Source organism: Pseudidiomarina marina, assembly GCF_044807045.1.
GTDB lineage: Bacteria > Pseudomonadota > Gammaproteobacteria > Enterobacterales > Alteromonadaceae > Pseudidiomarina > Pseudidiomarina marina.
Window position 1 is genome coordinate 235,419 of record NZ_CP085233.1, and the last position, 12,604, is coordinate 248,022.

The 12,604-nt window shown below is 47.3% G+C and carries 14 protein-coding genes; 6 read left to right on the forward strand and 8 right to left on the reverse strand.

The window, feature by feature from the left end; genetic code table 11:
- Positions 1-11: 11 nt before the first annotated feature.
- Positions 12-596, forward strand: coding sequence for a nucleoid occlusion factor SlmA (gene slmA, locus LG272_RS01095; protein WP_126759673.1), 585 nt, complete (start codon positions 12-14; stop codon positions 594-596).
- A gap of 8 nt (positions 597-604) precedes the next feature.
- On the opposite strand, the gene gpsA is transcribed toward slmA, so the two are convergent.
- From gpsA to LG272_RS01110, 3 genes are read right to left on the reverse strand one after another with little or no spacing between them, the layout of a single operon-like run.
- Positions 605-1,606 (reverse strand): NAD(P)H-dependent glycerol-3-phosphate dehydrogenase, encoded by a 1,002-nt coding sequence (gene gpsA / locus LG272_RS01100; RefSeq protein WP_404409057.1) that lies wholly within the window; start codon positions 1,604-1,606, stop codon positions 605-607.
- Positions 1,607-1,620: 14 nt separating this feature from the next.
- Positions 1,621-2,121 carry a protein-export chaperone SecB gene (secB, locus tag LG272_RS01105; protein WP_126759675.1) on the reverse strand — a complete coding sequence of 167 codons (501 nt, stop codon included), beginning with the start codon at positions 2,119-2,121 and terminating at the stop codon, positions 1,621-1,623.
- Between the two features lie 33 nt (positions 2,122-2,154).
- On the reverse strand, positions 2,155-2,583 hold the full coding sequence (locus LG272_RS01110; RefSeq protein WP_126759676.1) for a rhodanese-like domain-containing protein: 429 nt from the start codon (positions 2,581-2,583) through the stop codon (positions 2,155-2,157).
- Between the two features lie 170 nt (positions 2,584-2,753).
- Here LG272_RS01110 and gpmI point away from each other — a divergent pair, with 170 nt between their 5' ends.
- The 3 genes from gpmI to LG272_RS01125 are packed head-to-tail and all read left to right on the forward strand — an operon-like array spanning position 2,754 to position 6,205.
- Complete coding sequence (gpmI, locus tag LG272_RS01115; RefSeq protein ID WP_404409059.1) at positions 2,754-4,289, forward strand: 2,3-bisphosphoglycerate-independent phosphoglycerate mutase; 1,536 nt, start codon at positions 2,754-2,756, stop codon at positions 4,287-4,289.
- A complete protein-coding gene (locus LG272_RS01120) occupies positions 4,286-5,419 on the forward strand; it encodes a murein hydrolase activator EnvC (RefSeq protein WP_126759678.1) in 1,134 nt (377 codons plus the stop codon). Before gpmI ends, LG272_RS01120 begins: the two co-directional genes overlap by 4 nt.
- A complete protein-coding gene (locus LG272_RS01125) occupies positions 5,420-6,205 on the forward strand; it encodes a divergent polysaccharide deacetylase family protein (protein ID WP_404409061.1) in 786 nt (261 codons plus the stop codon).
- A gap of 418 nt (positions 6,206-6,623) precedes the next feature.
- Here the strand turns inward: LG272_RS01125 and LG272_RS01130 are convergent, their stop codons facing one another.
- Positions 6,624-7,133, reverse strand: a complete 510-nt coding sequence (locus LG272_RS01130) for a hypothetical protein (RefSeq protein ID WP_404409063.1) — start codon at positions 7,131-7,133, stop codon at positions 6,624-6,626.
- A 237-nt stretch (positions 7,134-7,370) separates the two neighbouring features.
- On the opposite strand from LG272_RS01130, the gene LG272_RS01135 reads away from it, so the two are divergent.
- The gene (locus tag LG272_RS01135) at positions 7,371-7,934 is read left to right on the forward strand and encodes a DUF4377 domain-containing protein (RefSeq protein ID WP_126759680.1); all 564 of its coding nucleotides are present in this window, start codon (positions 7,371-7,373) and stop codon (positions 7,932-7,934) included.
- A 62-nt stretch (positions 7,935-7,996) separates the two neighbouring features.
- On the opposite strand, the gene rpoH is transcribed toward LG272_RS01135, so the two are convergent.
- From rpoH to ftsY, 4 genes are all read right to left on the reverse strand, one after another.
- Positions 7,997-8,863 carry an RNA polymerase sigma factor RpoH gene (gene rpoH, locus LG272_RS01140; protein ID WP_404409065.1) on the reverse strand — a complete coding sequence of 289 codons (867 nt, stop codon included), beginning with the start codon at positions 8,861-8,863 and terminating at the stop codon, positions 7,997-7,999.
- Between the two features lie 162 nt (positions 8,864-9,025).
- Positions 9,026-10,006, reverse strand: a complete 981-nt coding sequence (gene ftsX, locus LG272_RS01145) for a permease-like cell division protein FtsX (protein ID WP_404409067.1) — start codon at positions 10,004-10,006, stop codon at positions 9,026-9,028.
- 3 nt (positions 10,007-10,009) lie between these two features.
- Positions 10,010-10,681 carry a cell division ATP-binding protein FtsE gene (ftsE, locus tag LG272_RS01150; protein ID WP_126759683.1) on the reverse strand — a complete coding sequence of 224 codons (672 nt, stop codon included), beginning with the start codon at positions 10,679-10,681 and terminating at the stop codon, positions 10,010-10,012.
- Positions 10,678-11,880, reverse strand: coding sequence for a signal recognition particle-docking protein FtsY (gene ftsY / locus LG272_RS01155; protein ID WP_404409070.1), 1,203 nt, complete (start codon positions 11,878-11,880; stop codon positions 10,678-10,680). The genes ftsE and ftsY overlap by 4 nt, the downstream gene beginning before the upstream one ends.
- 87 nt (positions 11,881-11,967) lie before the next feature.
- Between ftsY and rsmD the strand changes: the two genes are divergently transcribed.
- Positions 11,968-12,594, forward strand: a complete 627-nt coding sequence (rsmD, locus tag LG272_RS01160) for a 16S rRNA (guanine(966)-N(2))-methyltransferase RsmD (RefSeq protein ID WP_404409072.1) — start codon at positions 11,968-11,970, stop codon at positions 12,592-12,594.
- Positions 12,595-12,604 lie beyond the last annotated feature (10 nt).

Consider the following 12,604-nt stretch of genomic DNA (forward strand, 5'->3'; position numbering starts at 1 on the left):
AGGAGTTTTGCGTGGCCGCGAAACAAGATCGAAAACAAGAAATATTAGCAGCCTTAGCAACCATGCTAGAAACCGGCCCTGGACAACGCATTACCACGGCTCGTTTAGCCAGCGAGGTGGGCGTATCGGAAGCCGCGCTGTATCGTCACTTTCCGTCAAAAGCGAAGATGTTTGAAGGGTTAATTGATTTCACCGAAGACGCCATTTTGTCGCGCATTAATCAAATTCTTGAGAACGAAAAAGATACTGTCACCCGCTGTGAAATGATTGTTCGCTTGGTGTTGACCTTCGTTGCTCGTAACCCTGGTATCACTCGAATTCTTACTGGTGATGCATTGCTTGGTGAACACGAGCGCTTGCGCGGCCGCGTACTTGGCATTTTCGAGAAAGTAGAAGCCAACCTGAAGCAAGTATTGCGCGAACGCCGTTTACGCGAGCAAGTGAGAGGCGGTTTAGATGAAGGGATGTTAGCGAACTTAGTGATGGCCTATGCCGATGGTAAAATCACCCAGTTCGTTCGCTCAGAGTTCAAACGTTCACCAACTGAGCACTTTGATGAGCAATGGCAAACCATCGCTCAACAGTTACTCAGCTAACTAGACGGTTATTCAGAAGTGCGTGCCCGGCTCAGCAAGTTAATTGCAGCTTGCTGAGGCGTGGTGTCACCATATAGGACATCGTAAAGTTGCTCACAAATTGGCATTTCCACGCCATGCCGCTTCGCTAATGCAACTACTTCGCGTGTATTGCGATAACCCTCGACTGCTTGGCCAATTTCTTTCATCGCTTGCTCAACCGACTTCCCCTGCCCTAAAGCAAGACCAAAGCGACGGTTTCGCGATTGGTTATCGGTACAAGTGAGAATCAAATCCCCTAAGCCGGCCATGCCGGTAAAGGTTTCTGGCTTCGCGCCGAGTTTTAAGCCAAGCCGCGTTAGCTCTGCTAAACCACGCGTAATTAATGCCGTACGTGCGTTTGCCCCAAACCCGATACCATCGGCCATACCTGCGCCAATCGCAATCACGTTTTTAACAGCGCCGCCAAGCTGTACGCCAATAAAATCGTCATTGGTATAAACACGGAAGCTGCGGTCGCAATGCAGTAGTTCAGAGAGCTCTTCAACAAACTGCGGGTCGGTAGATGACATCGAAATTGCCGTAGGTAACCCTTTGGCCATTTCCATCGCAAAGGTCGGCCCAGACAACACCGCTAGCGCGTGTGAATCACCAAGAATTTCCTGCGCCACCTCAAATAGTAAGCGACCCGTTTCTGGCTCTAAACCTTTGGTTGCCCATGCCACGCGCGCATCTGGCAACAAGCTAGGTTGCATATCTTTTAATACCTGTGCAAATGCACTGCTCGGCACCACCACCACAATATTCTTGCAGTCAGCAACAGCTTCCGCTAAATCGGCAGTCACATGCAGCGTGTCAGGAAGTTGAATACCAGGAAGGTAACGCGTGTTCTCGCGGGTTTTCGCCATGACTTCGATTTGTTCGACGTCACGGCCCCACAAACAGGTATGTGTGCCCTTACGAGCAAAACAAAGTGCTAGGGCAGTTCCATAGGAACCGGCGCCTAGCACTGTTACTTGCGAATTACGCATAGATTGCGCTGATATTACGCGTCAGCTTGGGCAGCTTGTTGCTGCTGTTGCTGTTGTTGAACGTGTTGTGCGAATACCGCATCAAAGTTAACTGGCGCTAAGTTCAATTGTGGGAACGTTGCACGGCTAACTAAGCTTGATAAACACTCACGTGCATATGGGAACAAAATGTTCGGGCAGAAAGCGCCTAACAAATGAGCACGTTGACCTTCTTCAATTGCATCAGAAACTGAGAAGATACCTGCTTGATGAACTTCGCCAATAAATGCAACCGTCTCACCAATTTTGTTGGTTGCCGTTACTTTAAGAACAACTTCATAAACACCGTCGTCAATTTTGGTGTTTTTCACGTTCAAATCTAAGCTCAGTTCAGGTTTCCATTCTTGACGGAAAACTTCTGGTGCATTCGGCGCTTCAAAAGAAACGTCTTTGGTATAAATGCGTTGAATTTGGAAAGCTTGTTGCTGTTGCGCTTCGTCTTGAGCGGCGCCGTTTACTTGCTGTTCGTCAGCCATTTTAATACGTCCTATTACTGAAAGTTACACTTATTATTTTTTAACCAGTGGGAAACTGGCGCCCTGCCAGGCTGAGATTCCACCTTGAAGTACGGCAACATTCTCAAACCCAGCTTTGCTAAGCGAAGCTGCTGCTGAACGAGCAGTCATTCCTGTTGCACATACAACCACGATGGGGGCAGATTTGAATTTCTCAAGAGGCTGCACCTCATTTTTTCGAATCTTGTCGGCAGTGACATGAAGTGCGTCTTGAATGTGGCCTTTACGGTACTCGTCCACTGAACGAATATCAACAAACACACCGTCGTTTCGGTTGACCAACAAAGTGGCTTGCTGTGGCTCTAACAATTTAACTTTTGAGGTTGCGCCTTTCACATAACTGACAATTATCGCGATCAGAAGGATGACCCACAACAGGCTCATAAAGTAGTGGTCCATCGCGAAAGCGAGAAGTTGATCCATGGGGTTGCCTACTCCAATTGAAAAAAACAAGGCACAGAGTATACCGACTGCAACGCACGTTGCCAGTAAAATTTGCCACGAAACGCAGGTTAGAAAGGATGCGTTACGCTACAAAATCGCATAAAATAAGTTCAATTTTTTGAATTTACTAAAAAACCACTGAGGATGTCATGGCCAAGCCACATACACCGTTAGCCCTATTGATTTTAGATGGTTGGGGTCATCGTGAAGCCGCTGAAGATAACGCCATTGCCGCAGCCCATACGCCCACCATGGATAAACTTTGGGCCACTCGACCACATACGTTGATTGATGGTTCAGGCATGGCGGTTGGATTACCTGACGGTCAAATGGGCAACTCAGAGGTCGGTCACGTCAATTTAGGTGCTGGCCGAGTGGTTTATCAAGATTTCACCCGCATTAGTAAAGCGATTGCCGATGGCAATTTCTTCACAAATTCGGCGTTAACTGAAGGCGTCGATGCGGCTGTATCTGCAGGTAAAGCAGTGCATATCATGGGCTTGTTGTCGCCAGGTGGTGTACACAGCCATGAAGATCATTTATTAGCCATGGTCGAACTTGCTGCTCAACGTGGCGCAAAACATATCTATGTACATGGCTTTCTTGACGGCCGTGACACCCCACCGCGCTCGGCAGCCGCAACCATCGAACGGTTTGAAAAGCAATTTATGCAGCTTGGTGTGGGTCGCTTTGCCACGCTTTGTGGTCGTTATTTTGCCATGGACCGCGATAAGCGCTGGGACCGTGTCGAGCAAGCCTGGAAAGCATTGGTGCAGGGGCAAGCGCCATACCTAGCCGATAGCGCCAGTATCGCATTGGCAAACGCCTACGAACGTGATGAAAGCGATGAATTCGTGAAGCCAACATTGATTGGTGACGCCGCACCAATACAAGATGGCGATAGCGTGTTCTTTATGAACTTCCGTGCCGACAGAGCGCGTGAACTGAGCCATGCATTTTTAGACGCTGACTTCGATGGATTTGATCGTGGTCACGTGCCGCAATTATCAGCCTTTGTCATGCTCACCGAATATGCGGCTGACTTAAAAGGCCCGATTGCGTATCCGCCAGAAAGTCTCACCAACGTGCTTGGTGAATGGCTCGCCAAGAATGACTATAGTCAACTCCGCATTTCTGAAACCGAGAAGTATGCCCACGTGACGTTCTTCTTCAGTGGCGGTCGTGAAGAAGAATTTGATGGTGAGAAACGCGTTCTTATTCCATCGCCAAATGTCGCGACCTACGATTTACAGCCAGAAATGAGTTCAGAGCAATTAACCGACGCTCTTGTTGAAGCGATTCGTCAGCGTCAATTTGACGTGATTATTTGTAATTACCCGAATGGCGATATGGTTGGCCACACCGGTAATTTTGACGCGGCAGTGAAAGCCGTTGAGGCTGTTGATCGCTCCATTGCTCGTGTTATCGAAGCTTTGCAAGAGGTTGGCGGCGAATGTCTGATTACTGCAGACCATGGTAACGCCGAACAAATGCAAGATCACACTACCGGTCAGTCTCACACGGCACACACCAGCGAGCTCGTGCCATTTATTTACTTCGGTCGCGACGCCACAGCACGCGAAGGTGGTACTTTGTCTGATGTTGCACCCACCATGTTGCACTTGCTCGGTCTTGAGCAGCCGGCCGAAATGACTGGCTCACCAATTGTGACGTTAACTTCGTGAAGCGCGCACTTGTTGCACTCATGATTCTATTGTTGTCGCCAGCTAGCTGGGGACAACAGCCAAGTGCACAAGAGCAGGCGGCAACTGAAGCCCAGTTGGCGCAAATAGCTGAGGAACTAAAAAAGCGCGAAGCCGCCATTGGGCAACGCGCTGAGCGCCTAAGTATTACTGAGCGAGAACTTCGCCAATTAGAACAACAAATGGCAACCGTCGCGAACGAATTAAACGCAACACAACAACGCCTAGCCGACATTCGAGGTCGTATTAACGACCTTCAGCAACAAGAACAAGAACTCACCGCACAGCTCAATAAACAGCGCAAGTTGCTCGAAAAGCAGCTCGATATGGCTTATCGCATGGGTGAGCACGATTACTTAAAGCTCATTTTAAAACAGCAAGAACCAGCCAAATTCGAACGATTGCTTGGCTATTATGGCTATTTTAATCGAGCACGATTGCAAGAGCTCGATGATATTCGAATCACCCAAGAGCAACTGGCTCAGGTACAAGCCGACGTTGCCGATCAGCAACAGCAACTGGCGCAACGCCAACAGCAACAACGTCAGCAACAAGGTGTTTTGAAAGCCCAACAGACCGACCAGCAACAATTAGTTAAGCGGTTGCAACGTGAACAATCGGCAGACCAAAAACGTATTCAAGAATTACGCGACAACCAAGAAGCTTTGGAACAAGTGCTTGCAGCAATTCGAGCGGCACAGCGCGATGAGCCTCGCCTGGCTGGTTTGACGGAACGTAAAGGCAAAATGAGCTGGCCGACCGATGGTAAAGTTGAACGTTTATTTGGCCGTCAACGCAGTGGTGGCGTCACCTGGAAAGGTGTGGTGATTAAAGCGGATGCGGGCGAACCGGTCAAGGCAATTGCCGATGGTCGCGTACTATTTGCCAACTGGTTACGCGGCTACGGTTTAGTGATTGTGCTTGACCACGGCGACGGTTATATGAGTCTATACGGGCATAACCAGACGATTTTACCGGCCGAAGGTGACGTTGTCAGAGCTAATGAAACGATAGCCTTAGTTGGTCAGAGTGGTGGTCGTGAAGATCCTGCGGTATATTTTGAAATTCGTGTAAAAGGTGATGCGGTAAACCCTGTCAATTGGTGTCGCTAAATGACTACGTTATTTAAAATTGTGATCATTGCAGCAGTACTCCTAATCGCTCCTGCTACCGTGGCGGAGGAGAAGGTATTACCACGTATTGCGATTGTGATTGATGATCTTGGTAATAGCCGATTCCAGCAGCAGTTTGCCCAACTTCCAGGCCCGCTAACGCTTGCCATGTTGCCACACACACCGTATGCCGAGCGCATTGCGCAAACCGCACAACAAAACGGTAAGGAAGTGATTATTCACATGCCTATGCAGGCATCGGCGAATGCCGACGCCGGTGCTGGTATGCTGTCGTCCGAAGATGATAAAGCTGAAACTATTCTGCTCATGGAGCAAGCGTTTATTCAGTTACCGCAGGCCGTTGGTATGAATAATCATATGGGCAGTCGTTTAACGGCGTTGATTGAACCGATGCAGTGGGTGATGGAACAGCTTGCGTTGCGTAACTTTTATTTTCTCGACAGCCGCACAACTGCGGCTACGCAGGCAGAGACTGTCGCCCGCGAGTTCGGTATTCCGGTTGCACGACGTCACGTTTTTCTAGACAACAATCCAGAACCTGCCGAAATTGCGTTGCGCTGGAAAGATCTGATTCGTCATGCTCACAAACACGGCGAAGCTATCGCTATTGCTCATCCGCACCGTTCCACACTTGAGTTTCTAAAAGAAGTTCTGCCCGATATTGAACGTCATTATGGCGTCAAACTTGTAGTCGCCTCATCCTTAGCTCAACGCCCCGATACGGAAACGATTCAACTCACCGAACACAAAGCGATTAAGCCATAAATAAGTTAATCAATCGTGATTAGATAGAGTTAGCTCGTTTGAATTGCATATTAATACCCAGTAGCGGAATAAAAGTAGCGAAGGCTAGAAACTTCAAATGACCTTCGAATAATCCACCCGCGTAGACAAATATGATTAGAGTTGTCCACAAAAGTACGCTTTTGATAAGAGGATTTAGCTTCTCACCGGAATACTCACTCGCCTTTTTCAACAATCGAAAACAAAATATCGGATACAAGATCGATTTCGTGATTAGGATGAATCGAGGTGAATCGTCATGATTTAACAAAAAATTCCTGTAGAAAAAGTACATGTTGTACACACCTACAGAAAAGAACGAGAAGATTATTAGCTTCGTAGGAATTTCAGTATAAAATTTTGTACGTTCTTGATTCCAAGTCATCACAGCTACTCAAAGTTACGGAAATTCTAAAAATTGTCTGTATCTTTTAATTCGACAGAGTTCTTGTTCGCAAAAGTCTAAAGTGAAACTGTCAAAAAAATAATTTGAATCAATATAGATTGTCCAGCGAGTGGCGCCCGCTAGAAGTGAATAATCTAGTTCATTTAAAGCGAATTCAACCGTGTTTGGTACAGCGCCCTTGGCTGTGTATATCTGCAACACTAGAGGCTCACGTAAATCTTCAACACCAACGAGATTTAGTACCTTTGGCAAACTATCGAACACTTCTTGCTGAGGCATTCCTATATTTAATCCATATGCTTCACCGTGTTCAGCAGTGAAATCGATAGTGCTTAGATACAAAAATGCGATGGCGCTTATAATTAGCGCGAGCAGCAGTGCCCCCGCGAATCTCAATAGCATTGAGAATTGACGGTAGATTACTCCAGAATTACTTGCCAATAGATTCCGAATTCTTGTCATATTGATTGAACTTGCACCCTCGTCATCGCGCGATACTTGCATCAAAATCGAGCAATATTAATGTCTATCGCTATTATTAAAATTAGCTTTATCTAGATAATTGCCTTTACATTGTACTTGTTGACTCGAAGTTGAATAATTGGAATTATGGTCTTTGTAACTGAAAGCAAAATTTTATCAACAAGTTACCTCAATTGATCGGTTTACTGGCTGTGAATCGATTTCTACGAGTTTAAACGGATTTTAAACGGATTTTAAACAGAAAGGATATCTACCCAAATGAAAATTAAAACTATTTTTCCCATTCTAATGACGGCAACTTTAATGGGTTGTGGCGGTTCGAGTGACTCTAACGAAGGGACTGAGTTTAATGTCTCGGTTGAGTCGGCGCCGGTCTATTATGGATTAGGCATTCAATTCACACCAGCTTTGGCCGCAATCGCGACATCTGACAGTGGTCGTGAAATGTTTGCTGATAGTATTGTTGGTTTCGAACATGAATTTGGCACATCGTATGAGCTTCGGGTTGTTGAAAAAGATGTCGATACGGATAATGTCGCCGATAGCAGTGCCACATCTATCGAACTTGTTGAAATCATCAGTTCAGAGCCCGACGAAATTGGCACAAGTTACGTGTACAACGAAGTAACATTAGAAGGCAATCCATTTACCGCGAACGAAGAAACTGCTGGCGTATATGCGTTTTATCAGTATGAATTTTTATGTGCTGAGAACGTCGACTGTGATGGCCTTGTTGCAATAGCCGACAGTGGTGGTTTAGTCAGTGTTGAGTTTGAATATACTGGTGGCGAAGTGCCTATTACACTGGTGTGGTGGAACTAATTACCAAGCCCATAAAAAAACGCCGGCGATGAAGCCGGCGTTTTTGTGTTAGCGTGTTTTCTTTAAGACATTGCCATGCGTAGTTTTTTCATGGCATTCGCTTCGAGCTGACGTACCCGCTCAGCAGAAACCTGATATTTATCAGCGAGTTCTTGTAGCGTGGTTTTATTTTCTTCGTCTAACCAACGTGCACGTACGATATCTTGGCTGCGCTCATCGAGTGTATTGATGGCTGACAATAAGCGGCGTTGCGTGTGGTTTTCCCACTGCTCATTTTCCACTTCTTCAGCTAAGTCTGAGCGTTTGTCCTCAAGATATTGTGCTGGCGAGTAGGTGCTCCCCTCTTTCGCATCATCATCGTCAGAGCTCAACTCGAACGCCTGATCATGAGCACTCATTCGCGCTTCCATTTCCAGTACTTCGTTGGTGCTTACACCTAAAGTTTCAGCAACCGTGTTCACTTCTTCTTGAGTAAACCAACCTAAGCGCTTCTTCATTTTGCGCAAGTTGAAAAACAATTTACGTTGCGCTTTGGTGGTTGCAATTTTGACCATGCGCCAGTTTTTCAGCACATACTCATGAATTTCAGCTTTGATCCAATGTACCGCAAACGATACTAAGCGTACGCCAACCGCAGGGTCGAAACGACGAACCGCTTTCATGAGACCAATATTACCTTCTTGAATTAAGTCGGCTTGAGGTAGACCATAGCCTGAGTAGCTGCGGGCAACATGTACGACAAAGCGCAGGTGCGACATGATCAACTGACGTGCAGCTTCTAAGTCGTCCTGTTCCTGCAAGCGTGTCGCCAGCTCGCGCTCTTCCTCTGCCGATAACATAGGAATGCGGTTCACTGTCGAAATGTACGCCTCTAAGCTGCCACTCGACTGTGGAACAGCTAATGCCATACTAGTAATTTCAGAGCTCATGCAACAACATCCTCTCTCACTGGTGTCTGCACAACATTATCCAGACACTGCTCAGACCACTTTAGGGTCTAATAGTTCCCTCATTCTAGCAAAATTGACGCTGCTGACAATGACTGCTTTGGGATGAATTTTGATCACCTATTTTACCCATATGGGGATAGATTATTGCGGTTCAATGGTACGAACGTGTTTTCTTACCGCAATATAGGAACCAAGTAATCCTAAGCCGATTGCCAGTAGCCATAACACCAACATTTCATTAAACGTTAGCCCAACTAAGGCAAACTGGCTTTCATACAATTCACTAATGTCAGCAACGGCGCCAGAAATCCATAAAATCATTACGGCCGTTGCAAGCCACGCGATCAATCCACCAACAAAACCGTACCAAACACCGGTATACAAAAATGGACGTTGGATATAACCGTCGGTTGCACCAACCAGCTTCATCACCATAATTTCATCGCGCTTGCTATTAATATTCAGGCGAATGGTGTTACCTACAATCAGCACCACCGCAATACAAAGTAACGCTGCTAGTGCTAACAAACCATCACGCACTAAGTTCAATAAGGCCTCGAGGCGCTGCAGCCAATCTAAATCAAGTCGTACTTGCTCAACCTCACGTTCATTACGCAGTTGCTGAGCCAGTTGTTGTGCCTGAACAGTGCCGCGCTTGTTGGCGACCGGTAGCACTAACAACACATCCGGCAACGGGTTATTGGTTAGCGCGTCAAGCGCTTCACCGAACCCAGAGTTTTCACGAAACTCCTGCAACGCTTCGTTTTTGTCTATCCATCGCACGCTTTCAATATCGTTCGATAAGCTTAAGCGCTTATGGAACGTTGACACTTCTTGCTGGCTTAAATCTTTGCGCAGAAACAACGTAATTTCCGAGGCATGTTGCCAATCGGCACCAATAGCTTCGGTATTTTTCACCACCACATAAAGGGTTGCTGGTAGCGTCAGACTCAAACCCAACACCGCCATTGTCATCAGGCTGGCCATAGGGTATCGCGCTAACTCGCCCAAACTGGCAACGGCTTGCTGCAGATTATGCACCCAAAACATGACAAAACGGCGAAAGCCCGAAATATTGACTTGTTGTGCACCTTGCTGGCGAGAACGAAACAGTAAACTCATGGCTTAGCTCTCCTGCAAACCGTCGTTAATCATACGGCCATCGCGCAACGTCAATGTGCGATAACGCAAGCGAGCAATGAGTCCTAAATCGTGCGTCGCAATCAGAACTGACACCCCAACACGGTTAAAATCTTCGAATAATCGAATGATTTCCATCGATAATTTTGGATCAAGGTTACCGGTTGGCTCATCTGCTAACAGCAACGGTGGCTTATTCACAACTGCACGGGCAATACCGACGCGTTGCTGTTCACCGCCCGATAACATCATTGGGTAGTGGCGTACTTTGTCGCCCAACCCCACCTTTTCAAGCGCAGCATGCACGCGCTTGCGCGCTTCTTGCATGCTGTAACCTTCAATTAATAGCGGTAACGCTACGTTATCAAATACGGTTTTGTCCATCAGCAAGCGGTGATCTTGAAAAATCATGCCGATGTCGCGGCGCGCATATGGAATTTGGCGCGAATGAATACGCTTGAGATCGTGACCGTTGATCATCACACGGCCTGCTGTTGGCCGCTCCATCATACTAATGAGCTTGAGTAAGGTACTTTTACCAGCACCAGAATGACCGGTTAGAAAAGCCATTTCGCCCGGTTCCAGGTGAAAGCTGACATTGTTCAATGCCTGGAAGCCGCCCGGATAGGTTTTACTCACCTGCTCAAATTTGATCATGATGGTTGTGTCTCTTTCAGTTTGCGTTGAAATAAGGCATCAACAAACTCTTGCGCATCAAACGGTCGCAAATCGTCTATTCCCTCGCCCACACCAATGTAGCGAATTGGAATATTAAATTGGTCGGCAATAGCAAAAATTACACCGCCTTTCGCCGTACCGTCCAGTTTAGTTAGTGTAATACCACTCACGCCAACTGCTTCAGTAAATAGTTTTGCTTGGCTAATCGCATTTTGCCCGGTGCCGGCATCTAATGTCAGCATCACTTCGTGCGGAGCGTATTCGTCCAGCTTACGCATCACCCGTACCACTTTCTTCAGTTCATCCATCAGATGTGCTTTATTTTGCAATCGACCAGCGGTATCCGCAATCAACACATCAACACCGCGCGCTTTAGCTGCTTCAACAGCATCATAAATTACCGATGCGCTATCAGCACCGGTATGCTGAGCAACCACCGGAATGTCATTGCGCTGTCCCCACACTTGCAACTGCTCGACCGCCGCCGCACGGAAGGTATCCCCAGCCGCTAGCATCACCGACTTGCCTTCGCGCTTAAATTGCTGGGCTAACTTACCGATGGTTGTGGTTTTACCGACGCCGTTAACACCCACCATGAGAATCACAAACGGGCCTTCATGGTCGTTTGGAATGGTTAATGGTTGCGCCACCGGTGACAAAATTTCAGTCATATCTTGCTGTAAAAGTTTAAACAGCTCGGCCGAATCTTGTAATTGTTTACGATTCGCTTGCTCGGTCAAACGCTCGACAATTTTGAGCGTTGTCGGTACACCAATGTCGGCTGTTAACAATTGAGTTTCGAGCTCCTCAAACAGCTCATCATCAATTTTCTTGTCTTTAAAAATACCCCACAAACCGTCGCCAATCGCGGACGACGTTTTCCGTAGTCCTGCGGTTAAACGCTTCCACAAGCTCGGCTTTGACTGTGTTTCTGGTTGCTTCGCAACTTCAGCAGCTTTCGATTCAGCGGTGACTTGCGCACAAATTTCAGCGGCATCAGGCGCAGCCACCTCGGCTACTGACGGCTCTTTTGGAAGCGCCTCTGATGCTATCGGATCGGCCTCTTGCGACTGTTGCTCTTGCTGTTCTTGCTGCTCTTGCTCTTTCTCTACCGACGCTGATTCGGCTTCGTTCGGTTTATTTTTGCGAAATAACGAGAAAAAAGATCCTTTGGCCATGCCTGCTTTACCTTTGGAAGTTCACTGCTGCTCGGTTTACAATGGCACACAGTTTAACACGTCAAATAAAAGAAGGCTTACTTTAGCATGCCGCGAAGCTCGTACAAGCAGAAAAGCGCTCCCCATCATGACGCCAAGCAACGTTCGCACAAAGGTGCAGGCGAACTGCGTATTATTGGTGGGTTATTGCGCGGCCGAAAGCTCGCTATCGCTGATGTACCGGGCTTACGACCAACCACCGACAGAGTTCGCGAGACGCTATTTAATTGGTTGCAGTTTGAGTTAACCGATAGCCGTTGCATTGATTTATTTGCCGGTAGCGGCGCACTGGCTTTTGAAGCCTTATCGCGCGGTGCCAAACAAGTTATTTTAGTTGAGAAAGACGCGCAAGCGGCTAATTTATTAGCCCAACATGCGGTGAAGTTATCTGCTGCGGTTACCGGACAAGCACTTGTGCAACGTGGCGACGCCCTGCATTTTTTACAACAACAACCCGACGCAAGCTTTGATGTGATTTTTGTCGACCCACCTTTTGGCATGGGGCTGGCTGACGATTGTCTGTCGCTTATTGCGCAGAACAATTGGGTGAGTCGTGGCAGCTGGGTGTATGTAGAAACTGAGCGCGCGATTCATCCGCAAGTACCGGCAACGTGGCAACTGCATCGTGAGAAATTTGCCGGTCAGGTTGCGTTTCGCTTATATCACGTGAATTAATTTTATTAAC

What these genes read in the sequence shown, in the direction of transcription:
- LG272_RS01110 (WP_126759676.1), bottom strand. Translation starts at nt 2,583, where the DNA reads ATGGATCAACTTCTCGCTTTCGCGATGGACCACTACTTTATGAGCCTG.
- LG272_RS01130 (WP_404409063.1), bottom strand. Translation starts at nt 7,133, where the DNA reads ATGCAAGTATCGCGCGATGACGAGGGTGCAAGTTCAATCAATATGACA.
- ftsE (WP_126759683.1), bottom strand. Translation starts at nt 10,681, where the DNA reads ATGATCAAATTTGAGCAGGTGAGTAAAACCTATCCGGGCGGCTTCCAG.
- LG272_RS01125 (WP_404409061.1), top strand. Translation starts at nt 5,420, where the DNA reads ATGACTACGTTATTTAAAATTGTGATCATTGCAGCAGTACTCCTAATC.
- ftsX (WP_404409067.1), bottom strand. Translation starts at nt 10,006, where the DNA reads ATGAGTTTACTGTTTCGTTCTCGCCAGCAAGGTGCACAACAAGTCAAT.
- secB (WP_126759675.1), bottom strand. Translation starts at nt 2,121, where the DNA reads ATGGCTGACGAACAGCAAGTAAACGGCGCCGCTCAAGACGAAGCGCAA.
- rpoH (WP_404409065.1), bottom strand. Translation starts at nt 8,863, where the DNA reads ATGAGCTCTGAAATTACTAGTATGGCATTAGCTGTTCCACAGTCGAGT.
- rsmD (WP_404409072.1), top strand. Translation starts at nt 11,968, where the DNA reads ATGCCGCGAAGCTCGTACAAGCAGAAAAGCGCTCCCCATCATGACGCC.
- LG272_RS01135 (WP_126759680.1), top strand. Translation starts at nt 7,371, where the DNA reads ATGAAAATTAAAACTATTTTTCCCATTCTAATGACGGCAACTTTAATG.
- gpsA (WP_404409057.1), bottom strand. Translation starts at nt 1,606, where the DNA reads ATGCGTAATTCGCAAGTAACAGTGCTAGGCGCCGGTTCCTATGGAACT.
- ftsY (WP_404409070.1), bottom strand. Translation starts at nt 11,880, where the DNA reads ATGGCCAAAGGATCTTTTTTCTCGTTATTTCGCAAAAATAAACCGAAC.
- gpmI (WP_404409059.1), top strand. Translation starts at nt 2,754, where the DNA reads ATGGCCAAGCCACATACACCGTTAGCCCTATTGATTTTAGATGGTTGG.